At 55.1% G+C, this 25,582-nt stretch carries 15 protein-coding genes; 7 read left to right on the top strand and 8 right to left on the bottom strand.

Going from position 1 to position 25,582, the window contains the following annotated elements; all coding sequences use genetic code 11:
• From MKJ04_RS04225 to MKJ04_RS04215, 3 genes are all read right to left on the bottom strand, one after another.
• Entirely contained in the window at window positions 1–3,558 is a 3,558-nt protein-coding gene (locus MKJ04_RS04225) for a VCBS repeat-containing protein (RefSeq protein ID WP_241639649.1), read from the bottom strand.
• A 157-nt stretch (window positions 3,559–3,715) separates the two neighbouring features.
• A complete protein-coding gene (locus MKJ04_RS04220; RefSeq protein WP_241639647.1) occupies window positions 3,716–5,461 on the bottom strand; it encodes a RagB/SusD family nutrient uptake outer membrane protein in 1,746 nt (581 codons plus the stop codon).
• A gap of 76 nt (window positions 5,462–5,537) precedes the next feature.
• Window positions 5,538–8,828 carry a SusC/RagA family TonB-linked outer membrane protein gene (locus MKJ04_RS04215; RefSeq protein WP_241639646.1) on the bottom strand — a complete coding sequence of 1,097 codons (3,291 nt, stop codon included), beginning with the start codon at window positions 8,826–8,828 and terminating at the stop codon, window positions 5,538–5,540.
• A gap of 410 nt (window positions 8,829–9,238) precedes the next feature.
• Here MKJ04_RS04215 and MKJ04_RS04210 point away from each other — a divergent pair, with 410 nt between their 5' ends.
• The 4 genes from MKJ04_RS04210 to MKJ04_RS04195 all read left to right on the top strand — a co-directional run bounded on the left by MKJ04_RS04210 (window position 9,239) and on the right by MKJ04_RS04195 (window position 16,138).
• Entirely contained in the window at window positions 9,239–10,489 is a 1,251-nt protein-coding gene (locus MKJ04_RS04210; RefSeq protein WP_241639645.1) for an ROK family transcriptional regulator, read from the top strand.
• 70 nt (window positions 10,490–10,559) lie between these two features.
• Window positions 10,560–12,479: a glucosamine-6-phosphate deaminase gene (gene nagB / locus MKJ04_RS04205; protein ID WP_241639644.1), complete on the top strand. Its 1,920-nt coding sequence runs from the start codon at window positions 10,560–10,562 to the stop codon at window positions 12,477–12,479.
• 50 nt (window positions 12,480–12,529) lie between these two features.
• Window positions 12,530–13,852 carry a sugar MFS transporter gene (locus MKJ04_RS04200; protein ID WP_241639643.1) on the top strand — a complete coding sequence of 441 codons (1,323 nt, stop codon included), beginning with the start codon at window positions 12,530–12,532 and terminating at the stop codon, window positions 13,850–13,852.
• Window positions 13,853–13,879: 27 nt separating this feature from the next.
• Window positions 13,880–16,138 (top strand): family 20 glycosylhydrolase, encoded by a 2,259-nt coding sequence (locus MKJ04_RS04195; RefSeq protein ID WP_241639642.1) that lies wholly within the window; start codon window positions 13,880–13,882, stop codon window positions 16,136–16,138.
• Between the two features lie 96 nt (window positions 16,139–16,234).
• On the opposite strand, the gene MKJ04_RS04190 is transcribed toward MKJ04_RS04195, so the two are convergent.
• Window positions 16,235–16,585 (bottom strand): hypothetical protein, encoded by a 351-nt coding sequence (locus MKJ04_RS04190; RefSeq protein WP_241639641.1) that lies wholly within the window; start codon window positions 16,583–16,585, stop codon window positions 16,235–16,237.
• A 378-nt stretch (window positions 16,586–16,963) separates the two neighbouring features.
• Between MKJ04_RS04190 and MKJ04_RS04185 the strand changes: the two genes are divergently transcribed.
• On the top strand, window positions 16,964–17,377 hold the full coding sequence (locus MKJ04_RS04185) for a BrxA/BrxB family bacilliredoxin (protein ID WP_317246700.1): 414 nt from the start codon (window positions 16,964–16,966) through the stop codon (window positions 17,375–17,377).
• Between the two features lie 258 nt (window positions 17,378–17,635).
• On the opposite strand, the gene purD is transcribed toward MKJ04_RS04185, so the two are convergent.
• Complete coding sequence (purD, locus tag MKJ04_RS04180; RefSeq protein WP_241639638.1) at window positions 17,636–18,925, bottom strand: phosphoribosylamine--glycine ligase; 1,290 nt, start codon at window positions 18,923–18,925, stop codon at window positions 17,636–17,638.
• 171 nt (window positions 18,926–19,096) lie between these two features.
• Window positions 19,097–21,277, bottom strand: coding sequence for a DNA helicase RecQ (recQ, locus tag MKJ04_RS04175; RefSeq protein ID WP_241639636.1), 2,181 nt, complete (start codon window positions 21,275–21,277; stop codon window positions 19,097–19,099).
• Between the two features lie 65 nt (window positions 21,278–21,342).
• Between recQ and MKJ04_RS04170 the strand changes: the two genes are divergently transcribed.
• A complete protein-coding gene (locus MKJ04_RS04170) occupies window positions 21,343–22,314 on the top strand; it encodes an SIS domain-containing protein (RefSeq protein WP_241639634.1) in 972 nt (323 codons plus the stop codon).
• A gap of 2 nt (window positions 22,315–22,316) precedes the next feature.
• Complete coding sequence (locus tag MKJ04_RS04165) at window positions 22,317–23,393, top strand: mannose-1-phosphate guanylyltransferase (protein ID WP_241639632.1); 1,077 nt, start codon at window positions 22,317–22,319, stop codon at window positions 23,391–23,393.
• A 115-nt stretch (window positions 23,394–23,508) separates the two neighbouring features.
• Here the strand turns inward: MKJ04_RS04165 and rlmB are convergent, their stop codons facing one another.
• Window positions 23,509–24,351, bottom strand: a complete 843-nt coding sequence (rlmB, locus tag MKJ04_RS04160) for a 23S rRNA (guanosine(2251)-2'-O)-methyltransferase RlmB (RefSeq protein WP_241639630.1) — start codon at window positions 24,349–24,351, stop codon at window positions 23,509–23,511.
• Window positions 24,324–25,565 (bottom strand): GWxTD domain-containing protein, encoded by a 1,242-nt coding sequence (locus tag MKJ04_RS04155; protein WP_241639628.1) that lies wholly within the window; start codon window positions 25,563–25,565, stop codon window positions 24,324–24,326. The genes rlmB and MKJ04_RS04155 overlap by 28 nt, the downstream gene beginning before the upstream one ends.
• Between the last annotated feature and the right edge of the window lie 17 nt (window positions 25,566–25,582).

Below are 25,582 nucleotides of genomic sequence, written 5' to 3'. Positions count from 1 at the left end.
TCAGTTGGCTATCGTTCGGGTGCGGCCGCTAAAATCCTGAATCGTGATGGAAGCCACGTCGGCGGTCAGGTGCAGTTTTCGGGAGGATTGCGACAGGTAGGTTTGGCCGTAGTAAAACTCCTGCACCTGCTTCCTGCCATTTTTGTACGTAACAGTCACCAGCCGGTCGAGGGGTTGCAGCGCGACTACTTTTGTCTGCGCCTCGGGGTGGGCATTCGGGACGAAGATGCGGAGGCTGTCGCTGTTCTGCGTCACCAGGGTCAGCTTCTCGCCTTTGGCGTTGATCAGGCGGGAGATGGCCTTGGCGTCGCCGTGCACAAAAAAGCCGCTGCTGGCGATAGAGGCGGGCAGAAAACCACCTTTCCCGTTGCCTTTTAGGTATAGGCCGGCAAAGGCATCATACCTGCCGGTAAACACCTCCGTACCGTAATCGTTGCCCACCAGCAGCAGGTCGAGGTTGCCGTCGCCATCCACATCATCCGGCTGTATCCCGAAAATGGGGGACAGCTGCGCCGCCTTCGGCAACGCGGTCAGCTTGAATTTGCCCTGCCCCAGGTTCTCCACGTAGCTGCTCCTAAACTGTGTTGCCTGCATCACGATGGCCCCTTCGCGCTCTGCCTCCGGGATCACCTCGTCAATCGTGGCCAGGGCGTATTTCTTGTAGCGCGGATACTGGTAGCGGGTGCGCGGCATCTGGGCATTCAGGTCGTCGCGGGTGTGCATCGGGTAGGGCTTCATGGTGCCGTCCGGGGCTTTCAGGTAACAGGACAGCACGGGATCCATACTGCCGTTGTTGTCAAAGTCTTTCGCAAAGATGCGCAGCGGCTGTTTCTCCGAGGCCACGTAGTTGGTGTTCAGGCCCAGGTTGCCGGCCACGTAGTCAATATCGCCGTCGTTGTCGAAGTCGCCGGCGGCCAGGCTGTTCCACCAGCCGGTTTGCGCAGCGATGCCTGTGCCTGCGGTCACGTTTTTGAACGTGCCATTGATGTTCTGGAAAAAGGTGATCGGTAGCCACTCGCCCACCACCACTAGGTCAACGGCTCCGTCCCCGTTAAAATCTGACCACAGGGCATCGGTGATCATACCCAGGTGCTGCAGTTCGGGGCTTACCGAGGCCGTCACGTTTGTGAAGCGCCCACCATCGTTCCGGAGGATATAGCTTTCGGGGGCAACCGGGTAGCTGCCGGGCACCACGCGGCCCGCCACAAACAGGTCCAGGTCGCCGTCTTTGTCATAATCCGCAGCCCGCACACTCGATTTGCTGGAGGTAAGGGTCGGGAGGGCGGCGGGGTTTGCTGTAAAGTTTCCTTTGCCATCGTTGAGGTATAACTGGTCCTGCAACTGCGGAGTGCCCGCCTCAAACTCGTAGCTGCCGCTGGCAGCGTACAAGTCCAGGTCGCCATCGTTGTCTGCGTCAAAAAACAGCACGCCCATGTCCTCTCCTGCTTTGCCGGATGGCAATTTGCCTGGCGTCAGCGTGAAGGTGCCGTCTGGCAGCTGCACAAAAAGGCCGCCGTCTTTCCCGGCAGAGCCACCCACGTAAAAGTCATCCAGGCCATCGCCCGTCACATCGCCCACGGCTATACCCGGCCCCAACTGCGACAGTTTATGCGGCAGGGTGCGTTGCCAGTTAAAGTCGATACCGTCTTTTTCCTCGCTCACGTACTGCACGCCATACTCCTGGGCCGCTTCCCGGAAAATCGCCTGCTGCCCGCTTCCGGCCATGTTGCGGGGCGCTGCCTGTCCCTTTGCGTCTTTCTGGCTGAGCGTGAGCACCTGATCCGCGGCTACGTTTCTCAGCAATTGATAGGTGCCGTCAGGCCATACCACCTTCACAGAGTCTACCGTGCCAACGCCCCCGAGGCCAAAGTGCGCCACGTTCTCCACCGAAGAAAGGTAGCCTTTATACACGCTGTTCTCATGGAACTGGGTTTTGCCCTTGCCATAGTAGATCGTGGCCGAGGCGCCCAGGCCCGCCAGGTTCCCGCCCGCACCCTTGAACTTCAGGCGCAGGTAGTGCTGCTGGCCCTTCTTTCCCTTCTGGGTATACAGGTTGTTGCGGTACACAAAGGCAGAGTCGTTGATGTTGTTGACCAGAAAGTCGAGGTCGCCATCGTTGTCAAGGTCGGCGTAGGCGGCCCCGTTCGAGAAAGACGGGATTTCCAAGCCCCAGTTCCTGGTTTCGTTGCTGAACGTGAGGTTGCCCTTATTCCTGTAGGCGTAGTTCGAGGTCTTGAAGACAGGAATGGAGTCGAGCAGGAACATGTTGCCCCCCACTAGGCCCGCTGGCCCGCTGCGGTACGTGCGGAAATCCTGGTCGGTCACGTCTTTCGGAAACCCGTTGGTGATGATCACGTCGCGGAAACCGTCGTTGTCGAAGTCGGCCACCAGCGGCGTCCAGCTCCAGTCGGTCTGGTAAATGCCTGTCAGCTGCGACACCTCACTGAAGACCGGGTGCCCCTCCGGGGTCATGCCCTGGTTCAGTTGCAGGGTGTTGCGCACATACTGGTGCTCGTAGTTATAGGTGCGGTTGTTCAGGTAAGTGGCGTAGTTGTTGGCCATCAGCATCATCTTCCTGTGCTTGTTGTCCTCGGGCAGCATGTCCAGCGCCAGGATGTCCACCAGGCCGTCGTTGTTGATGTCGGTCACGCTGTTGCCCATGGCCGAGTAACTGGTGTGCTTCACGTAGTCCGTGATCCGGTTCGTGAAGGTGCCGTCCTGGTTGTTAATGTAGAGCAGGTCGTTGGAGAGGTAGTCGTTGGTGATGTAGATATCCGGCCAGCCGTCCATGTTGATGTCGTTGATCGCGAGGCCCAGGCCAAAGCCCTCCAGCAGGATGCCCGCCTCCCTGGTCACGTTCGTGAACGTTCCGTTGCCCTCGTTTCGGTACAGCCGGTCGTTATTCTGGGCCGTGCCGTCCTTCGTTTTTTTATGGTAGTTGCTCGGGATACCCGCGTTGATGATGTTGGTGAGCACATACAGGTCGAGGTCACCGTCCCGGTCATAGTCAAAAAAGGCGGCGTTGGTGGTATGGCCATCATCGGCTATGCCGTACTTCGCAGCAGATTCCGTGAAGGTAGGCACTCCGTCTTTCCCAACACCATTGTTGATGTAGAGCAGGTTGGCCCGGCTCGGGGCATCGGGTTTCATGGTGGCCCCCACATATATGTCCAGCCAGCCGTCGTTGTTAATGTCCACCAGCGCCACGCCAGAGCACCACTTTCCCTCGCCAGACACCTTTGCCTGCTTCGTCACGTCGTCGAACGCGAAATCGCCTTTGTTCAGGTACAGCCGGTTGGGCACCATGTTGCCCGTGAAGTATACATCCGGCAACCCGTCGTTGTTGAAGTCGCCGATGCCTACCCCGCCCCCGTTGTAGATATACTCGGTCTGGAGGATGTTCATGGTGTCTGACTCGAAGATGCGGTTCGAGAAGTCGATCCCGGTATCATCGGCGTCCATACGCTCGAAAAGGTGTGTTTCTTCCTGCTTGCAGCCGGAAAAGGCAAGTACGGAAAGGGTAACTAGCAGCAGGTGACGGATGCTGGAAAAGCGCATAGCGGAACAGGTAAACGGGTGATATACTTAAACTTACAACCTAATACACTTGCCTAACCATAGGTTTGGTTTTTAGGTTCTTTTGCCTGAGCAAGATGCAAAAAATAAAGGCAAGATTAAAAATCTTGCCTTTATACTCTCATGAAGAAAAACTATTCTATTTGTTTCTGTTTGGCTGTAGCACCGATACCCCATTTACCTGGCTCAGTACGATCTGCTGCTCCGGAATCGGATAGTACTCATCCTGGCCTTCCGTAAAACGGGCACCCTGTAGGTATGGACGCTCTGTTTCATCCAGATACTTGTTCAGGGTTGGCGCTGCGATACCCCAACGTACTAAGTCGAAGAAGCGGTCGCCTTCCATGGCCAGTTCCAGCTTGCGCTCGAAGCGGATCGCCTTTAAAGCGAAGTCTTGGCTGGCAAATGTCGGGTACTGCCCGATTTTATAGTTCGCGGCAAGCTGACCATTGTCCAACTTCACAAAGGCACTCTCATTGGCAGCGCGTGCGCGCACTCTGTTCACCAGCTCGGTTGCTCTGGCTAAAGACCCCACTTCCGCCTCTGCTTCTGCTGCCATCAGCAACACATCCGCAAAACGAATGATCGCGTGCACCTGAGCATTGTAGCCCGGTGTCCAGCTGGAACCGTCAGTGTACTGGCCTACGTCGCTTTTGCGGTATACCTTTTTCTTTGGAGAGTAAGGTCCCATCTGCGTCTGGTTTCTGATCCAGAGGGACCCTGGATGCAAGCCCCAGTCGTAGTATGGCACGCCCCTGCGGCCTACTGTGAAGTCAAGGCGCGGGTCAACCGGAGTGGTTCTGTCCGGCGTGAACGGGTCAGCAGTCTTTATACCATCGTCGTTCTTGAGATCAGACTCGTTAAAGGTATCCAGCAGCGGCAAGCCGTTGGCATCTACCTTATAGGAGTTCACCAGGTTTTGGGTGGGTTGGAAGAATCCGCAGCAACCGCCCGGCGCGCCCCCTCCGTTCGGGAAGTTTAGCACCTCAGACGAGTTCGCGTTTACAGCGGCTGATCCGTCGTTCACAGAAGACTGGTAACCGAACACGACCTCTTCGTTGTTCTTGTTGGCGATTTCGTAAATGCGGCTGAAGTCATTCACCAGAGCGTAAGGCGCCCCGATGGGCGTCTTGCCACTAGCGATCACTTCATTTAAAAGCGGGAGTGCCTCAGCAAATTTCTCCTGATACATATACACTTTCGCCAAGTAGGCTTTGGCAGCCGACTTGTTCGCGCGCCCTACTTCTGACTGCGTTTCCGGGAGATTGTCTATGGCAAACTGGAAGTCAGCCTCGATCATCGGCCATACCTCTTTGTCATTCGCCACTTTCGCCGTGTTGATGTCATTGATGTTTACCGTCATTTCGTCTACATACGGCACCTTTTCGAATATCTTGCGGGCATCGAAATGGTAGTGCGCACGCAGGAAACGCGCTTCAGCGGCTACTCTGGCTTTTGCCTGGTCCGTCATATTGGGCACGTCTTTCATCAAACGGAGCACATCGTTGGCACGAGCGATACCATCGTAGAGAGTACGCCACTTCTGATTCAGGTAACCTGTGCTTGGCAGCGTCTCATACCGCTCAATGATTAGCATGGGCACCTGGTCTGATGGGTCAGAGCCTTTGTGCGCTTCGTCGGAGGCAATACTGCCGAACACGAAGTTAGAGCCCGCTGCCTCCCAGTTATTGGTTACAGAACCTGTTCCATCCAGCAAAGAGTAAGCTGCAATCAACAATCCTTTTATTCCTGCCTCGGTTTTCAGCACATTTTCGGTCAGCGCACCAATCGGCTGCTGATCCAGAAACTCTTCTTTACACGCCACCAGCACCGATCCTGTAATCAGCATGCCCAGCATTACCCCTGATATTTTTCTTACTTTCATATGTATAAATCTTTTAGAGCATGGGAAGCGCCATCTCCGGTTAAAGCGACAGCGCCCCTTTGCTGTCTTTCAAATGTTAGAAACCAAACGTAACACCGATCAGGTACTGCTTCGGGTTTGGAACATACCCACCCGGGTCAATACCGATATTCAGGTCAGACTCCGCACCGTTTCCACCCTGGTTGATGAACGAGATATCCGGGTCGATTCCTTTGTAGGAAGTGATCGTGAACACGTTTTGCGCCTGCAGGTATACTCTTGCTGATCCCATGCTGATCTTGCTGATCAAGGCATTAGGCAGTGTATAACCCAACTGTATGGTACGGGCTCTTAGGAAAGAACCGTCCTCCACATAGTAACTGTGTGTCACACTGTTGCTGAAGTTATCATCAATGCGCAGGATTGGCAAGGTAGCATTCATGTTCTCCGGTGTCCAGGACTCGTACAGCACACGCTTGCTTCTGTTGCCCTGAAAGGTGTTGAAGTCCGTGAAGTACTTGCTGTAGTTGAAAACGTCGTTGCCAACACTTGCATACAGGAAAGCATTGAAATCAAAGCCCTTGTATTTCATATTCAGGTTTAAGCCAGTCGTGAAGTCTGGATGCGGGTTACCGATGAAGGTTCTGTCGTCATCGTTGATCTCTCCATTACCGTCTAGATCCTTAAACCTCCAGCCACCGATGTGCTCACCAGGCTGGTCCAAATCGTCCAGGTCAGAGGCATTGTTGAAAAAGCCGTCTACCACATACCCATAAAAAGACCCTATTGGATGTCCTTTCTGTGTTCTGGAGATGTTCTGTCCCCAGCGGGCGCCGTAGCTCTCAAAGAAAGCATTATCGTTGTCGCCTACGCTTAATACTTCGTTCTTATATCGTGAGCCATTCAGGGTCACGTCAAAAGAGAAGTCCGGCGTAATGTCATGCGCATACGTGATGCTTAAGTCCACGCCTTTGTTCTGGATGTCACCCAGGTTGATGAAAGGAAGGCGTGCGTCACTTATTGGAGCTGCTGCCTGACTTCTTACTAACAGGTCATTGGTTCTGCGGTTATAGGCGTCGATCGTCACGGTAAGGGCATTGTTCAGCAAGGCTAAGTCTAAACCCAGGTTCGTGGTTGTGGAGGCCTCCCACTTCGTATCTTCATTTCCAATACTTTCTGTGTCGAAGCCCGGTTGCACCGAGGTGCTAGTACCGCCAATGTCATAGCCGCTGCCAGCTACAGCTGTACGGTACAAAGTAAAGGCATTAGTAGCTCCAACTCCCAACTGGTTACCCAACTGGCCATACCCAATACGCAGTTTCAGGTCGTTGATGGCTGGAACAGCATTCATGAAGTCCTCATCAGAAACACGCCAGGCAAAGCCCACTGCCGGGAAAGTACCATAGCGGAAGTTGGAACCGAATTTAGACGAACCGTCCCGACGAATCGTTGCGTTGAACAGGTACTTGTCTCTGAAACCGTAATCCACTCGGGCAAACAAAGACGAAAGCGTCTCTACACCACCGTAACTAAAGTTGGTCAGACCGCTAGTACCACTGTTAAGCACGCGGAAGTCAGGGTCAGTGGAGAACAAGCCTACACGGCTACCACCTACACCTCTTGCCGTGTTTTTCACGGCCTCTGAGCCGATCAAGGCTGTCAGGTCATGGGCTTCACCGAAGTTACGCTTCAGGGTCAGGGTGTTGGTCCATACCCAGTTCAGGGAATTGTCGTTGCGCTCGGCAAAGTTGTTGTTACCGATGTTCTCCGCGCGCTCATACGTAGAGAACGTGAAGTTACGGCCATAGTAGGAACCGTAATCAGCACCAAACGACGTTTTTGCGGTCAACCCGTCAATCAGGTCTGCCTCGGCAAACACGTTACCGAACAAGCGGAAATTCGTATTCTTGTTGTCCCTCTGGCGGAACAATTCTGCCACAGGGTTACGGGCATTACCCAAATCCTTACCTCTAGTACCTGCGAAGTTGCCCATTATGTCGTACACGGGCACGATCGACTGCATCACGTAAATGTGCTGGACATCGGACTCACCACCGCCTGTGTTACCCACGTTACCGTGGTTGTAGCTGATCTGCATGTTCTCGCCGATACGGAAGCGCTTCGCGATCGTCGCCTGTGTGTTGGCACGCACCGTATAGCGCTGGTATTCCGTGTATTTGGCTATACCCTCCTGGTCGAAGTAGTTAAAACTGAAGGCATACGTACTGTTGTCCGTACCGCCCGTTACGCCCACCTGGTGGCTTTGGATAGACGCCGGGTCAAACACTTCATTCCACCAGTCGGTACCTTCTTTGTTGGCCCTCACGATCTGGTTGAAATTGTTCGGGTCCAGGCTGTAGGTAGACTCGTCTACGGTTTGGGCGCCTGCCGGCAAGAGGTAATTTGGCAGGGATGGTGTACCCGTGCCGTATTGCTCATGCTTGAAAGTCTGGCCAGCATTGGTATAGCTCTGGAAAAGATACTGTGAATACTCCGTTGGCGTCAGGAAGTCGGGGCCTTTCGGGGCTACCTGCGTGCCATAGAACGAGGCTACGTTCAGCTTCGGGGCACCGCCTTTTCCTTTTTTGGTTGTTACGATCACCACGCCGTTTGCCGCACGAGAACCGTAGATAGAGGCCGAAGAAGCATCTTTCAGTACCTGTAAGCTCTCAATATCGTTCGGGTTGATCTCGTTGATGCTGAAGGTCGGCACACCGTCCACAACATAAAGCGGGTCGTTGGCACCAAAGGAGCCGAAGCCCCTAACACGCACTTTCGCGCCTGCGCCTGGCTGGCCTGTTCCTGTGGTAGTCACACCCGAGACGCGTCCTTGCAACTGCTGCTGCACGTTCGGCGCCGGGGTAGCCAGCAGATCCTCTGCCTGCACCACCGATACAGCACCGATGATATCGCGCTTCTCCTGTGTGGTATAGCCTGTAACCACTACTTCCTGCAGTGCTTTAGCATCTGTTACGAGGCGCACGTTAACGGTGGAGCGGTTGTTCACGGGCACTTCCTGGGTCTTGTAACCGATGAAGGAAACCACCAGGGTGCCGTTGCCGCCGGGCACGTTCAGGCTGAAGTTACCGTTTACGTCGGTGGCGGTGCCAACGGTAGTGCCTTTCACCACAACGGTGGCACCGGGCACGCCCTGTCCGTCATCCCCGATCACGCGGCCTGTCACTTCGGTGCCCTGCACATAGGCCAGGGAGTTGCTTTCGGCGCTGTATAGCAAAGAACCGGCATTATTGGCAGTTGCCTCCGCCTGCCCGGGACCCTGCGACAGGCACGCGGCGGCTAGCAGCAGGGCCAGCACCTTTTTCTGTGGTAAGGTTTTCGTATGGCTTCGCTGTGAGAGCAGCCATGTACTGAGGTATCTCTGTTTCATACACTAGGTTTTGAGATTGGTATAATTTTCAATTCTGGCAAAACGCCATCAGGCGTTCAACTCCTGTTCCACTGTTAATATCAAGGTAATTATTAGGCAATGGGGAGCAGGGCGTAGGGGTGGTGGGTTAGTTAAAGTGTTACATAGGCACAGTGATTACACACTCAAAATATACTTGGATTCAAATTTAGAACAATAATCAACACCTACTACAGTTTCTAAATATTTTTTATTTGAAAAGCACCTATATCTAATAATTGTATAAACAACATGTATAAGCGCTACTTTTTTATATCACGCATCTTTACACCCCCATATTTGAGCTATCCGCTAAAACTTTTGATAAAATTTTACAAAAGATTTGCTAATCATCTAAAATACACGCAGATTCACTTAAATTTTAAAAAGCGATGGAGTCATCACTCACCGAAGAGCATTATATAGAAAGCCTGAATAATATTGAGCGCAAAAAACATTTGCAAAAACTCAAGATTATCAAGCATCTTTATGTAAAGGGAGCCAAAACAAACACTGACCTCTGTACCCGTTTCCATATCAGTTCGCCTACCTCCATGGGCCTTCTGAATGAGCTGATCGCGGAGGGGCTTGTGGAAAAGCAGGGACGTGGCAGGTCTGTCGGCGGCCGCAAACCCGACCTGTATGGCCTGAAGGACAACTCCCTGTTTGTGCTGAGCATCGACATGGAGCGCTTCAGGACCCGTATCGCCATTTTTGACAACAACAACAATAACATCACCGGCACCCGCACCTACCCCCTGGACATATCCAAAGACCTGAGCGCCCTGGAACACCTGCATGCTTATGCCACCAGCCTGATCGAAGAGTCCGGCATTAAAACGGCGAAGCTGATGGGCATCGGAGTGAGCATGCCTGGTCTGGTGGCCGCTGCGAGCGGAAACAACTATACCTACCTGCTGACGCAACAGGAAGAGGGCTCGCTACAGGAGGTGATGGAAGAGCTGTTTCATAAGCCCGTCTACATCCAGAACGACGTGAAAAGCGCAACGCTGGCCGAATACCGGTTCGGTATTGCCCAAAACAAGAAGAACGTGCTGGTGCTGTCGCTGGACTGGGGGCTTGGGCTCGGCATTATCATCGACGGAAAGCTGCGCACGGGGGCATCCGGGTTTGCTGGTGAGTTTGGCCATATCCCGCTCATCGAGGAGGGCACGCTGTGCCACTGCGGCAAACGCGGCTGCCTCGAAACCGTGGCCTCGGGCATCGCGCTGGCCCGCATGGCCCGCGAGGGCATCCGGTCCGGGCAAAGCACCATACTAAACACCCTGACCGACGAGGAACTGGAGCAGTTGGAGCCCAGCCTGATCATACAGGCCGCGAACCAGGGCGATCAGTATGCCATCAACATCCTGGCAGAGACGGGCAGGCACCTGGGCAAGGGCATTGCCATCCTGATTCAGCTCTTCAACCCCGAGGAGATCATCCTCAGCGGCAAGATTGCCGAGGCCAGGCAGTACATCACCATCCCGATCCAGCAGTCGATCAACACCTACTGCATGACGCAGCTGCGCGAGAACACCACTATCTCGCTGTCGGACCTGGGAAAAAATGCCGGCATACTTGGGTCGGTGGCCACCGTGATGGAAAACATTTTTGAAAACCACATTGCATCAGTAAAATAACGGTTGGCAAGCAGCCCGCCGCCCTTACATCCTGAACTAGTATATATAGACTTATAGCAACGTAAAAACTATGGCTCGATTAAACCTCCTGGAAGAAACACGCTTTGAAAAACTGCCGGTCACGGTGTACCCCGATGCGCAGACCGCTTCAGTTAACGTCGCCCACCGTGTTGCGGACCTGATCCGCCGCAAGCAGCAGCAGGGAGAACGCGCCGTGCTGGGCCTTGCCACCGGCGCCACGCCGGTGGAGGTATATGAGGAACTGGTGCGCCTGCACCGCGAGGAGGGACTTAGCTTCCAGAACGTGGTGACGTTTAACCTGGATGAGTACTACCCGATGAGCCCAACGGCGGTTCAGAGTTATGTGACGTTCATGAACGAGAACCTCTTCGACCATATCGACATCCCGAAGGAAAACATCCATATACCCGACGGCACGCTGGAGAAGGACGAGATAGCGGCCTACTGCCTGGACTATGAGCGCAAGATCGAGGAGATGGATGGCTTGGACCTTCAAATATTGGGCATCGGGCGTACGGGCCACATCGGCTTTAACGAGCCGGGCTCGGCACCCAACTCCGGCACCCGCCTCGTGACGCTGGACGACCTGACGCGCCGCGACGCCTCCCGAGACTTCGGTGGCAAGGAGAATGTGCCCACCAAAGCCATCACAATGGGTATCGGCACCATCTTCAAGGCCCGCGAGATCATCCTGATGGCCTGGAGCAAGAAGAAAGCCCCGATCATCAAAAAGGCGGTGGAGGGAGAGATCTCTGGCGACGTGCCGGCCACCTACCTGCAGCTGTCGGACAAGGTGGAGTTTGTGCTGGACGCCGATGCCGCCTCCGAGCTGACCCGCTTTAACGAGCCCTGGCTGGTGAAAGACTGCATATGGGACGAGGCCCTGACCAAGAAAGCCGTGATCTGGCTCTCGAACACCATGAAAAAGCCCGTGCTGAAACTGACCGACGAGGACTACAACAACCACGGCATGGCGCAGCTGGCCGTGCAGAACGGCCCCGCCTACAACATCAACATACACGTTTTCAATAAGCTGCAGCATACCATCACGGGCTGGCCGGGCGGCAAGCCCAACGCCGACGACACACAGCGCCCCGAGCGCGCCGAGCCTGCCCGGAAGCGCGTGATCATCTTCTCGCCTCACCCCGATGACGATGTGATCTCGATGGGCGGCACCTTTATACGCCTCGTGGACCAGGGCCACGACGTGCATGTGGCCTACCAGACCAGCGGCAACACGGCGGTATGGGACGACGACGTGCTGCGGTACATGGAGTTTGCCATCGACTTCGACAAGAGCATCGGCAAGGACAGCAAGCGCCTCCAGACCATATATGAGGAAATGCGCAGCTTTTTTGAAACCAAGCAACCCAACCAGCCCGACACCCAGGAGATACGCAACGTGAAGGGCTTCATCCGGAAGAGCGAGGCGATAGCCGGTGCCCGGTATGCGGGCCTTGAGGACGACCACATCCATTTTATGGCCCTGCCATTCTACGAGGAGGGCAAGGTGCGCAAGAACCCTGTCACGGAAAAGGACATAGAGCTTACGATGCAACTGCTACAGCAGGTAAAGCCGCACCAGATTTTCGCCGCCGGCGATTTTGCCGACCCGCATGGCACCCACATTGTCTGTTTCCGCATCATCACGGAGGCCCTCAACCGCCTACGCGGCACCGAGAGTTGGGTAGAGAACTGCTGGCTGTGGATGTACCGTGGCGCATGGCATGAGTTTGAGACGCACGAGATAGAGATGGCCGTGCCGCTGTCGCCGCAGGAGGTGGAACGCAAGCGGAACGCCATCTTCAAGCACCAGTCGCAGAAGGACAGGCCGGTGTTTCCGGGAGACGATGCCCGCGAGTTCTGGGTGCGGGCCGAGGAGCGAAACCGCGACACGGCAAACGACTACGATAACCTCGGCCTTGCCGACTACGAGGCGATGGAAGCCTTTGTGCGGTATATATTCTGACAGGCACGCACCTATACAACCATGTTCATTTCTATAACCAGCACGATACGATGGCACAAAAATCTATATTAAAAGAAGGAAAGGCAACCGCAGCCAACCAGAGCGGAGGCAGCATGCGGTCCATGCTGATCATTGGGGCACTGTTTTTCATTTTCGGCTTTGTCACCTGGCTGAACTCGGTCCTTATACCCTACCTGAAAATTGCCTGCGAGCTCAACAACTTTGAGTCATACCTCGTGGCCTTCGCCTTTTATGTCTCCTACCTCGTGATGGCCATCCCATCGGCCTGGGTACTGAAAAAGACGGGCTTTAAAAAGGGAATGTCGGTTGGCTTGGGCGTGATGGCCATTGGTGCGCTCGTTTTCGTGCCAGCCGCCATGACGCGGACTTACCTCTTTTTCCTGATCGGCCTGTTTATACAGGGCACGGGACTGGCGGTGCTGCAAACCGCCGTGAACCCCTATGTAACCATACTGGGCCCCCGCGAGAGTGCGGCCAAACGCATCAGCATCATGGGTATCTGTAACAAAGTGGCTGGCGCGATGGCCCCGTTTATACTCGGTGCCATCATCCTGGACAACGCGGACGCGCTGGTGAACACGCTCGGCAGTATGAGCGCCGCCCAACAGGCGGTTGAGCTAGACTTGCTGGCCACCAAGGTGATCACCCCATACATCGTGATGGCCGCGGTGCTGGTCGTGCTGGCGGTGCTGGTCTCTTTCTCGGCCCTGCCGGAGGTAGACACTGATAAAGAAGACGAGGCGGTAGCCACTGCCAACACCCATAAAACAAGCGTGTTCCAGTTTCCGCATGTGCTGCTGGGCGCTTTTACCCTCTTCTTATATGTGGGCGTGGAAGTGATGGCCGGAGACACCGTGATCAGCTATGGGGCCTCCAAGGGCATTGAGCTATCGGCTGCCAAAATCTTCACGACTTATACCATGGTTGCCATGCTGGTGGGCTATGTGATCGGCATTTTCGCCATCCCGAGGTTTATCTCGCAGGCCAGGGCGCTGCAGGTTTCGGCGGTGCTGGGCGTGGTGCTGGTGCTGGCTTCCCTGTTCTCCGACGGGTATATGTCGGTGCTGTTTATCTCGCTGCTGGGCCTTGCCAACGCGCTGATGTGGCCTGCCATCTGGCCGCTGGCCATCGCTGACCTGGGCCGCTTCACCAAGATAGGCTCCTCGCTGCTGATTATGGGTATAGCTGGCGGGGCGGTGCTGCCGTTGCTCTACGGCTGGCTGGCCGATGCGGTCAACCCGCAACAGGCATACTGGGTCATGATCCCGTGCTACCTGGTCATCCTGTACTTCGCCGTTTTCGGGCATAAGATCAGAACGAAGCAGCCTATTTCCGGAAGCCTCCCCCTGTAACACATCACTCATCAGATAAAATAAAATATGAAAAGGATTTTCTTTCTGTTCCTGCTGTTGGCCCACGTCGCCAGCGCGCAGGAAATCAGCATCATTCCCAAGCCTGCCAGTGTGCAGACCAAAAGCGGGCAGTATACCATCAGCAGCCACACTACCCTGGTGGCAAAAGACAAAGAAGACCGGAAAGCGGCTGAGTTTCTGAACGCGTACCTGCAGGAGGTATATGGCTTTCAGCTCGACATCGACAAAAAGGAAAAGAAAGACTATATCCGCCTCTCCACACGCAAGCAGGCGCAGGCCGCCAAGAACGATGCTTATACCCTGAACGTGACGCCGCAGGGCGTTACCATTGAGGGCGACACATACGCCGGCACGTTTTACGGCCTGCAGTCGCTGATTCAGCTGCTGCCCGTGGAGAAAAGCGCCTCCCTGAAGATACCGGCCGTGACCATACAGGACGCGCCCCGCTTCGCTTACCGCGGCATGCACCTCGACGTGGGCCGCCACATGTTCCCGGTGTCGTTCCTCAAGAAGTACATCGACTACCTGGCGCTGCACAAGATGAACTACTTCCACTGGCACCTGACCGAGGACCAGGGCTGGCGCCTTGAGATCAAGAAATATCCGGAGCTGACCAGCGTGGGCGGCTTCCGCGACGGCACCATCATTGGCCGCTACCCCGGCACGGGCAACACCAACCAGCGCTATGGCGGGTTTTATACCCAGGAAGAGGCCAAAGAGATCGTGAAATACGCCGCTGACAGGCACATCACCGTTATCCCGGAAATCGAATTGCCAGGCCATTCCAGCGCTGCCCTCACCGCATACCCCTGGCTGGGCTGCCCCGGCACCGGACCCTATAAAGTAGAGCAGACCTGGGGTATTTTTGATGATGTGTTCTGTGCCGGAAAGGACTCCACCTTCACGTTTCTGGAGAATGTGTTGGATGAGGTGATGGCGATCTTCCCGTCCAAATACATCCACATCGGCGGCGACGAGAGCCCGAAGGCCAACTGGAAGACCTGCCCCCTGTGCCAGAAGCGCATTAAAGACGAGGGCCTGCACGACGAGCACGAACTGCAGAGTTACTTTATCCAGCGCATAGAAAAGTATATCAACAGCAAGGGCCGCACCATCATCGGCTGGGATGAGATTCTGGAAGGCGGCCTGGCCCCGAATGCCGTTGTGATGAGCTGGCGCGGCGAGGCTGGCGGCATTGAGGCGGCAAAGCAGAACCATTACGTGATCATGACGCCGGGCACGCACGTGTACTTCGACCACTCCCAGAGCCAGCGCGAGGACTCCGTGACCATCGGCGGCTTCACCAGCATCGAAAAAGCCTACAGCTACGAGCCCATCCCGAAAGAACTGACGCCGGAGCAGGCCAAGTATGTGTTGGGCGCGCAGGCCAACGTCTGGACCGAGTATATGAGCAATCCCGCCAAAGTGGAGTACCAGATCTTCCCGAGGATGAGCGCCCTGAGCGAGGTGCTCTGGACCGCGCCGGAAAAGAAAAGCTGGCCTGACTTTGAGAAGCGCCTGATGACGCAGTTTAAACGCTACGACCTGTGGGGTGCCAATTACAGCAAAGCCTATTATGATATCATGGCGAGTGTCTTGCCTGCTCCCGGCAACGAGGGCGTCACCCTGAAACTGGACGGCAAAAAGGACATCGGCCAACTGCGCTATACCATCAAAGGCAAACAGGCCGCACAGGAATACACGCAACCGCTTCAGCTCAAAGAGTCGGCGCAGGTAACGGGGCTGTATTACAAAAACAACCAACTGATCGACTCCCTCTCTTTAAAGGTGAGTGTCAACAAGGCCACCGGCAAGGCCATCACCCTGAAAGAGCAGCCTTCGGAGTACTTCCCCGGAAACGGCGCCTTTACTCTGGTAGACGGGATCGTGAATGAGAAGGGCGGCCGCGACCAGCAGTCTATCGGCTACTCCGGAAGCGATCTGGAGGCCACTATTGACCTGGGCACCGCACAGCAGATCAGTTCCGTGACGGTGCACGCCCTGAATGCCGGGGGCACCTATGTATACCCTCCGAAGGCGGTAGAAGTGTATGGCTCTGCAGACGGGAAGAATTTCAAGCCGCTCGGCACCACAGACAAGGTTTCGTCTGTGGAGGGCTCGAAGGCCATCCTGAAGGTGGCGATGTCTCCTGCCACCACCCGTTTTGTGCGGGTAGCGGTAAAGAACACGCAAACCGTACCTGCTGGCAAACAAGGGGAAGGCGAGAAAGCCTGGCTTTTCCTGGATGAGATTCAGGTAAACTAACTCCGAACCGGCACGGGGTTTATCCCGGGCGTCACAGCAAAAAAGGCTGCCTTACACAATGTAAGGCAGCCTTTTTTGCTGTGACGCATGAACTGTTCAGGCTGACGCGGCCAGGCTCTCCCGGAGCGGATACTGGTATCTCAGGCGCTGGAGGAGGATATGCAGCACTTCTTCGTCCAGGCCAAACTGCTCGTGGTCGTGCTGCAGCTCGTCCCAGCAGTCATATACTTTCCAGGTCTCGTCGCTGTTATAGGACTTTCGCTCACGCATATTAAGCTTTCGCTCAAAGAAGGCGGTTAGTTCCAGGTCTTCTTCCCGCATGGGCACCTGCACTGCCTCAGAACTGCAGTTTAATACTTGAATGACTTCTGCCTGCCTCTCAGAGTTGGCAGGGAGGTAATAGTAACGCACATAAGGGCTAGTGCTTTTAGGGGTATAGGTGAACATGGGATCTAAAAATTATACTTGTCTGGTTGTTTGTGTGACCAGCCGCGCGAACACTTGCGTAAAAATACCAAAAAATCACTCCCTCTTTCAACTATCCCCACAAAACTTGAATTAAAGACAAATTAATCCAGGTTTTATACGAAAAAGGGCAGCATTTCAAGCGCTTCGCGACTGTGATTGTTAGCTATACCCCCCTATTCTTCAAAGAGTTATGCTTTATCAGTAAGTTTATATATATTCTAAACAAAATAATAAATATTTAATTTTTTATATGTATAGCCTATCGTCTAAAATCTATGGGAGTGCCAAGGCAACTTTTTTAGCGGCGATTTGTTACCTTTGCAGAACATCACAAAATTAAACTGAATTTATATGGCAATGTATCCCGAATATATGGTTGCACCTATCCGTGAGGACCTTACGTCAGCGGGCTTTGAGCAACTTACAACACCAGAGCAAGTAGAGCAGGCAATCAACTCGGAAGGCACTGTGCTGCTGGCCGTGAACTCTGTGTGTGGCTGCGCAGCCGCCAAGGCACGTCCGGCCCTCAAAATATCTGTGGCCGCCGCTGACAAGAAGCCCACGAAGCTGGTAACGGTTTTTGCCGGCATGGAGCAGGAAGCAGTAGCCAAGGCACGTGAGCTGATGCTCCCATACCCTCCCTCTTCCCCTTCCATCGCCCTGTTCAAAGACGGCGAGTTGGTGCACATGATCGAGCGCTACCACATCGAAGGCAACGAGCTGAACCGCATTGTAGACAACCTGCAGGGTGCGTTTGAGGAGTATTGCTAAGCTTCGGCGTTAAGCACTATAAACAGCAAAGGCCGGTGAGATTCACCGGCCTTTGCTGTTTATAGTGCTTCATTTTTATAGATATCATTGATAATTATAACCAAAGTGCCCCGCTGTTTCGGATTTCCTAATCCGAAACTTTTCCTGAAGCGGATTTCCTAATCCGCGTTAGTAGGACCACGGGGATTAGGAAATCCCCGGCAGGCGGCTTCCGGACTGGGAAGTCCGGAAGAGCACAGACTTTACCTACACATCCTGTTACGCCAGCGTGCCGCGCAAGTCAAAACCGATGTCGTGGCGGTAGTAGCGGTCTTGCCAGGTAATGGCGGCGGCGGCGGCGTTGGCTTTCTCCAGCGCCTCCTCCATGGTGTCGCCCAGGGCCGTCACCGTGATCACGCGGCCGCCGTTGTTCACCAGCTTGCCGTTCACCCTTTTGGTGCCCGCATGGAACACTAGCACATCCGAAGGCACGTTTTCGAGACCTGAGATTTCCTTCCCTTTCTCAAACCCCTCCGGGTAGCCCCCCGACACCAGGAAAACCGTGGTGGCCGTGCGTGGGTCTATCTCCAGCTTGAACTCACTCAGCTTGTGGTCGTGCAGGGCACGGAACAACTCAAACAAATCTGACTTGATGCGGGGCAGGATAGCCTCTGTCTCCGGGTCGCCGAGGCGCACGTTATACTCAATCACGTAAGGCTCGCCCTTCACGTTCATCAGCCCGATGAACAGGAAACCGGTATACTCCAGCTTGTCTTCTTGCATCCCCCGGATGGTGGGCTCGATCACGCGCTCCTTCACCTTCTGCATAAACACGTCGTCCACGAACGGCACCGGCGAAACGGCCCCCATACCGCCTGTGTTCAGGCCTGTGTCGCCCTCGCCGATGCGCTTGTAGTCTTTCGCCTCCGGCAGCAGCACATAGTCTTTGCCGTCCGTCAGGATAAACACGGACGCTTCAATGCCCTCCAGATACTCCTCTATCACTACTTTGCTGCTGGCCGCGCCAAAGCGCTTGTTGCGGAGCATGTCCTCCAGGGCGTCCACGGCTTCGTCGTAGTCCTGGGCGATGATCACGCCCTTTCCTGCCGCAAGGCCATCCGCTTTCAGCACGGCCGGGAAGGTATGGCTGCGCAAGTAGGCCGTTGCCTGGGCAAAGGTGTCTTCAGTGAAGGTCTGGTATGCCGCCGTCGGGATGTTGTAGCGCTGAAAGAAGGCCTTGCAGAAGTCCTTGCTCCCTTCCAGCATCGCGCCAGCTTTCTTTGGCCCGATCACCAGGATATGCTTCAGGTACTCAGAACCCTGAAAGTAGTCGTGGATACCCTCCACCAATGTATTCTCCGGCCCCACCACAATCATCATGATGTTGAAGTCGGTGGCAAACTTGGCAAGCTCGTCGAAGTTGTGGACGTCTACCGCAGCGGTGGTGCCATACTGGGCTGTGCCGGCGTTGCCGGGTGCCACAAATATCTTGTCGCAGTACTCGCTTTGGCTTAGCTTCCAGGCAATGGCATGCTCACGGCCTCCGGATCCTATAATCAGTACGTTCATTGGTTGGTTGTTAATTGCTGGTTGTTGATGGTTGATTTGGTGGTTAATTGTTGATTGTTTATTGTCGATCCGCAGCAGAGCCGGCCATCATTGAGACGGGGCAACCATACTTAAGAGGGCAGCGCTACCGAACTATATATAAGCAACAACCGACAATTTGACAATCAACAATTAATTCGCGTACTCCGAGAGGAACTTGACACGCATCAGCCGCACGTCTTCTTCGGTATAATCGTCGGTACCGAGCTCTTTTAGCGCCTCCGCGATGTTGTCGGTGCTGGCGTTCATAAAGTAGTCGAAGATTTCCTCCTGGCGCTCCTGGTCCAGCACGTTGTTGATGTAGTAGTTCAGGTTTAGCTTCGTGCCGGAGTAGCAGATATGCTCGATCTCCTCAATCAGCTCCTGCATGGTCAGGTCTTTGACCGACGCGATCTCCTCCAGCTCCACTTTCTTATCAATCTGCTGGATAATGTATATCTTGATCTTCGACTTGTTCACAGTGGTCTTCACCACCACGTCTGCAGCCGTCACAATGTCGTTTTCCTCCACATACTTGCTGATCAGCTCCAGGAAAGGCTTTCCGAACTTTTGCACCTTGCCCATACCCACGCCGCCTATATAGGCCAGCTCATCCCGGGTGGTGGGGTATACGGTGGCCATCTCCTTCAGCGAGGGGTCCTGAAACAGCACATACGGCGGCAAGTTCTTCTCCTTTGCCAGTTTTTTGCGCAGGCTCTTCAGCAAATCGAAAAGCACCTCGTCGTGTCCGGCGGAGGCCTGCGTCTCCTCCTTCGCCTCGTCCTCTTTCACTTCCTGTTCGTAATTATGGTCTTTGGTGAGCTGGATAGTATGCGGGTTGCTGATAAAGTCTCTCCCTTTCTGCGTTAGCTTTACCACGCCAAAACTCTCAATGTCTTTCTCCAGATACTCCGAGAGCAGCACCTGCCGGATGACAGAGCTCCAGAACTGCACATCATGCTCCTTGCCTGCCCCAAACACCTCCAGTTTGTCGTGCTCGTAGCTGGTGGCATGCTGGTTGCGCAGGCCGGTCAGTACCGCCGTCAGGTGGTCGATGCCGAAGCGCTCGCCTGTCAGTTCCGCCGCCCGCAGTGCCAGCTGCACTTCCTGCTGCGCCTCAAAGCGCTCTTTGGGGTGCAGGCAGTTGTCGCAGAAGCCGCAGTCTTTCTCGTAGGCCTCCCCGAAGTAATGCAGCAGTTGCTTGCGGCGGCAAACGGCCGAGTCGGCGTAAGAGGCCATCTCCTGCAGCAGCAGCTTGGAGTTGTCGCGCTCTGTTACGGGCTTGTCTTTGTTGAATTTCTCCAGCTTCACGATGTCGTCGTAGCTGTAGTACATGATGCAGTTGCCCTCCATACCATCACGGCCGGCGCGGCCGGTTTCCTGGTAGTAGCCCTCAATGGACTTCGGGGTGTCGTAATGGATCACGAAGCGCACGTCCGGCTTGTCGATGCCCATACCAAAGGCGATGGTGGCCACAATCACGTCGGCGTCCTCGTTGAGGAAGGCATCCTGGTTGGCCATGCGTATCTGCGAGTCGAGGCCGGCATGGTATGGCAGCGCCTTCACGTCGTTCACGCGCAGCAACTCGGCAATCTCCTCCACCTTCTTGCGGCTCAGGCAATACACAATGCCGCTCTTGCCCTTGTGCTTCTTCACATACTGGATCAGCTGCTTCTTGGTCTGGTGCTTGGGGCGCACCTCGTAGTATAGGTTGGTACGGTTAAAAGAGGACTTGAACACCGAAGCCTCATCCATCTGCAGGTTGCGCTGAATGTCGAGCTGCACCTTAGGCGTGGCCGTGGCCGTGAGGGCGATAATGGGCAGGTTGCCGATCTGGTCGATGATGCCCCGGATGCGGCGGTACTCCGGCCGGAAGTCGTGGCCCCACTCCGAGATGCAGTGCGCCTCGTCTATGGCCACAAAAGACAGATTGGAGTTGCGCAGGAAATCGATGTTCTCTTCCTTCGTCAGCGACTCAGGCGCCACGTAGAGCAGTTTCACCTCCCCCGCTATGGTCTCTTTCTTCACTTTGTTTATCTCGGCCTTCGACAGGGTGGAGTTCAGGAAATGGGCATTCACGCCAAAGGCGTTCAGCTGGTCCACCTGGTTCTTCATCAGCGCGATCAGCGGCGAGATAACGATGGCGGTGCCCGGCAATGAAAGCGCCGGCAGTTGGTAGCACAACGACTTGCCCGCGCCCGTTGGCATAATCACAAAGGTGTTCTTGCCGTTGATAATATTGTTTATTATCAACTCTTGATTCCCTCTAAATTGATTATACCCAAAAACTTCTTTTAATTTGTTCTTGAGATTTATCTCTTGTTTTACCGACATGTAACCGTACTAAAATTTATTCAGGTAGCAACCTACTTCCTTAGCGTATACTATACAAATTTAATTTGAATCTCTCAAATAATATACCCCTGACCGCAAAAAAAGTCTTGCAGCTCGAAGCAGAGGCGATCGCCAACTTGGTGGAGGGCATCGACGAAGGGTTCGAAAAGTGCGTTGAGGCCATCCTGTCCATCAAAGGGCGGGTAGTGGTGACGGGTATCGGCAAGAGCGCAAACATCGCCCAAAAAATTGTCTCCACCCTGAATTCTACTGGCACGCCAGCCCTTTTTATGCACGCCGCGGACGCCATACACGGCGATCTGGGTATGATTCAGCAAGACGACTTCGTGATCTGCATCTCCAAAAGCGGCAACACGCCCGAGATAAAAGTGCTGGTGCCGCTCCTGAAGCGCAAGGGCTCCCAACTGGCGGCCATGGTCTCGAGCACCGACTCCTACCTGGCCCGAAGCGCCGACTTTATCCTGAACGCCCACGTGGAGCGCGAGGCCTGCCCCTTTAACCTTGCCCCTACCACCAGCACCACGGCCGCCCTCGCCCTGGGCGACGCGCTGGCCATCTGCCTGCTGGAGGCCCGGGGCTTTAGTAGCGCCGACTTTGCGCACCTGCATCCCGGCGGCTCGCTGGGCAAGCGCCTCTACCTGAAAGTGGAAGACCTGTACACGCAGCACGAGTCGCCGCACGTTACCGCCAACGCCCGGCTGAAGGAGATCATTATCGAGATCTCCTCGAAGCGCCTGGGGGCCACCGCAGTGCTCTCTGAGGACGGCGCGACGCTGGTCGGCATCATCACAGACGGCGACCTGCGCCGCATGCTCAACAAGTACGACTCGATAGAGGGCATCACCGCCGCCGACATCATGACCCCGTCGCCGCTTACCATCGAGGCCTCGGAGTATGCTGTGGAAGCGCTCGTGCTTATGCAGAATAAAAGCATCACACAAGTTATTGTGACAAATTCTGGTAAATTTGGGGGCTTTGTGCACCTGCACGATTTGTTAAAAGAAGGTTTAGTATAGATATGAGAAAAGACACGTATGTGGTAATTATGGCTGGTGGCATCGGAAGCCGCTTTTGGCCCTTCAGCCGCACCAATTACCCCAAGCAGTTCCACGACGTGCTCGGCACAGGCGAAAGCATGCTGCAGATGACGATGAAACGCTTTCAGGACATTTGCCCGACCGAGAACGTTTTCGTGGTAACCAACAAGGACTATAAAAACCTGGTGCAGGAGCAGTTGCCGGAACTCAGCGAGAACCAGATCCTGCTGGAGCCTGTCGGCCGCAACACCGCCCCCTGCATCGCCTACGCCTCCTACAAAATCGCGCAGCTGAACCCCAACGCCAATCTGGTGGTAACCCCCTCCGACCACGTGGTGATGAAGCAGGATGTGTTCACCTCCGTGATCACCGACGCCGTGGACGCCGCCGCTCAGGACGATGTGCTGATCACGCTGGGTATTACGCCCAGCCGCCCCGACACAGGGTATGGCTACATTCAATATATCGATGACGCATCCAAGCCCATTAAAAAGGTGAAGACGTTTACGGAGAAGCCGAACCTGGAACTCGCGCAGATGTTTCTGGAGAGCGGTGACTTTGTGTGGAACTCGGGCATCTTTATCTGGAACGCGCAAAGTATCCTGCGTGCCTTCCGGCAGCAGCTCCCCGAGATTTCGGAGATTTTCGAGGAGGGCAACGCCGTGATGAACACGCCGGAAGAGCAGAACTTCATCACGAGGGCCTACTCGCAGTGCCGCAACGTGTCCATCGACTATGGCATTATGGAGAAAGTGGACAACGTGTTCGTGCTGCTCGCCGACATCGGCTGGTCTGACCTGGGCACCTGGAACTCACTTTATACCATCAACGACAAGGACGAGAACGGCAATGTGGTCGACGGTGAGGTTATCATGTACGACACCAAGGACTGCATCGTGAAAACGCCGAAAGAAAGGCTTGTTGTGCTGCAGGGCCTGGAGGATTTTATTGTGGCCGAGTACAACAACGTACTGATGATCTGCAAGAAAGGCGAAGAGCAGCGGGTAAAGGACTTTATGGCAGAGGCTAAATCAAGAAAAGGGCCTGATTACATATAGGCACTCCGCAGGAACAGGATACAGCTCCTGCATAAACTAAAGGGCGAGGGCCGGAGATTTATACCTATGTATAACTCTCCGGCCCTCGCCCTTTTCTATTTTGGATAAACGCAGGTTACTGTTTCTGCACGTTCCCGAGGTTGGCGTAGCCGCTATCGAGAAGGCGCTGGCGCATGGCCTCATACAGGATGATGCCTGTAGCCACTGACACGTTCAGCGACCCGATCTTGCCGATCAGCGGGATGCGCACTTTCGCATCTGCCCGCTTCAGGTATTCCGGCGAAATGCCGTCTTCCTCGCTGCCCATAATGATGGCCGTGGGGCCCACCATGTCCAGGGCCATGTCCGTCAGGTTCTCCTCTGTTTTCTCGGTACAAGCCACTATCTGGAAGCCGGAATCCTTGAGATAGTCCAATGTTTCCTTCAGGTTCGGCTCGCGGCATACCGGCACCAGGTGCAGGGCGCCCGCTGAAGTTTTCACGGCGTCGGCATTTATCTGCGCGCCGCCACGGCTCGGGATCACGATGGCATCCACCCCCATACACTCCGCGTTTCGGGCGATGGAGCCAAAATTGCGCACGTCCGTTATCCGGTCCAGTATCAGGAGAAGCGGGTTTTTGCCTTGCTCAAACAGCGCCGTCACCGTTTCGGCCAGCGGCACATAGGAGATCGGCGAAATCAGCGCCACGGCTCCCTGGTGGTTTTTGCGCGTCAGCTTGTTCAGCTTTTCGAGCGGCACCGTTACCACAGGCACTTCCAGGTCCTTTGCCAGTTGCAGCAGCTCTTCTGTGGCCGGGCTCTTGGCGCCTCGCAACAGGAAGATCCGCTCCAGCTCTTTCCCGGCCGTGAGCGCCTCCAAAATGGGGTGCATGCCGAAAATCATCTCGGTTTTATTTTCACTCGATGCTCTGTAGTCACCGGAACGGTTGCCTACGTATTTGTTTTGCCTGCTCTCCATTTTGCTACAGTGCTGTACCAACTCTCCCCGTACTCGCGGCGCCGTATCAGCTCATAATGATTTTCGGTAAAGTTATTCCCTTTTTTGGTAAAAACGAATTTGATGTAAGGCCGATCCTGCTGGCCAAGGTATACCCACGTCAGGGTGTCGCCGGATTCGGTGACGCGGCTGGGCTGGCCATAGACGATGTAAAGCATACCCCTGTCGGTGGCCCAGCCTGCCTTGTGCGAGGAGAAAAGGCGGTTGGCCAACTCCACGCGATTGTAAAACTCCCGGATGAGTGCCCGGGCCGAGGCCTCGTCGCCGGCCAGTTGCAGCCAGAACCTGTCGATGGCGGCTTTCGTGTCGTTCGCGGCCAAAAGCTCCCGCCGCTCTTTGGAAGTGGTCAGGTATACGAGGGGCTGCAGCATTTCCTCCGCCCTAGTTATCTCCGGGAAACGACCGGGCAGCACCAGCAGGCCCCTGGTATAGGCCGTTCCGGGGTTGAGGAGGTAAATGCCTGCCTGTTGCAGCGGAAGCGTGTCTGAGGGGGCAATTGTCTGTACCTCGGTAGCCGACAGGGTGCGTGGTGCGTCGGTTGGGCGCGAAGACATTGGCGGAACGGCAGGCCTGAAGTCCGATTCAAAGCGCTGCACCTGTATGCTATCGGGGGAGACTGGGCCAAAATGCCGCGCAAAAAGCCTGGCTGATGTTGTGGTATAATTCTGGAGCAGGGGCTGACCCGAGGCGGCGTCTTCCAGCAGATAGCTTTTCTGTAGCATGCCGCCAGACAGAGGCAGCCGGAAGCTGGTGCCCATACGCTCCTGCCCAGCCAGCTTTTGCCATATCCGCAGTTGGAGCACGTGCGGCGACTGTACCACATACCCGGGGAGCACAAGTCGTGCCGTCAGGTAATCCTGGTTAGCTTGGCCATTTTGCGGGGGGATTTCTATGGAATCCCGTAGGAGCACATTATTTTCCCCGGCACCTCCTGCCGCTATGGTATAGGTATAGGCAAAGGCCACTTGCGGCAGGTTTACCACACGCTTCGCGTCCTCAAAGCGCAGGAGCAGGTGCAGGCTGTCGTTACTGGCGTAGTAGCTGTGCTGCATCACAAGCTCCGGTTGCGCCCGCGGCTCCACTATCGGCTCCAGCCTTTCGGATGAACTCAACCCGCCACGGCAACCTGCCAGAACCAGCAACAGGCCGCAAAGTAACACAGAAGCTTTTCTCATCTTAAATGGACGCATCA

The organism is Pontibacter sp. E15-1 (genome assembly GCF_022601975.1).
GTDB lineage: Bacteria > Bacteroidota > Bacteroidia > Cytophagales > Hymenobacteraceae > Pontibacter.
Note: the sequence above shows the minus strand (reverse complement) of the source record. Positions and strands in the feature narration are given on the sequence as shown.

Bases quoted from the DNA above. Each gene is read 5' to 3' on its own strand.
- MKJ04_RS04225 (WP_241639649.1), bottom strand. From the start codon at position 3,558: ATGCGCTTTTCCAGCATCCGTCACCTGCTGCTAGTTACCCTTTCCGTA.
- MKJ04_RS04220 (WP_241639647.1), bottom strand. From the start codon at position 5,461: ATGAAAGTAAGAAAAATATCAGGGGTAATGCTGGGCATGCTGATTACA.
- MKJ04_RS04215 (WP_241639646.1), bottom strand. From the start codon at position 8,828: ATGAAACAGAGATACCTCAGTACATGGCTGCTCTCACAGCGAAGCCAT.
- MKJ04_RS04210 (WP_241639645.1), top strand. From the start codon at position 9,239: ATGGAGTCATCACTCACCGAAGAGCATTATATAGAAAGCCTGAATAAT.
- nagB (WP_241639644.1), top strand. From the start codon at position 10,560: ATGGCTCGATTAAACCTCCTGGAAGAAACACGCTTTGAAAAACTGCCG.
- MKJ04_RS04200 (WP_241639643.1), top strand. From the start codon at position 12,530: ATGGCACAAAAATCTATATTAAAAGAAGGAAAGGCAACCGCAGCCAAC.
- MKJ04_RS04195 (WP_241639642.1), top strand. From the start codon at position 13,880: ATGAAAAGGATTTTCTTTCTGTTCCTGCTGTTGGCCCACGTCGCCAGC.
- MKJ04_RS04190 (WP_241639641.1), bottom strand. From the start codon at position 16,585: ATGTTCACCTATACCCCTAAAAGCACTAGCCCTTATGTGCGTTACTAT.
- MKJ04_RS04185 (WP_317246700.1), top strand. From the start codon at position 16,964: ATGTATCCCGAATATATGGTTGCACCTATCCGTGAGGACCTTACGTCA.
- purD (WP_241639638.1), bottom strand. From the start codon at position 18,925: ATGAACGTACTGATTATAGGATCCGGAGGCCGTGAGCATGCCATTGCC.
- recQ (WP_241639636.1), bottom strand. From the start codon at position 21,277: ATGTCGGTAAAACAAGAGATAAATCTCAAGAACAAATTAAAAGAAGTT.
- MKJ04_RS04165 (WP_241639632.1), top strand. From the start codon at position 22,317: ATGAGAAAAGACACGTATGTGGTAATTATGGCTGGTGGCATCGGAAGC.
- rlmB (WP_241639630.1), bottom strand. From the start codon at position 24,351: ATGGAGAGCAGGCAAAACAAATACGTAGGCAACCGTTCCGGTGACTAC.
- MKJ04_RS04155 (WP_241639628.1), bottom strand. From the start codon at position 25,565: ATGAGAAAAGCTTCTGTGTTACTTTGCGGCCTGTTGCTGGTTCTGGCA.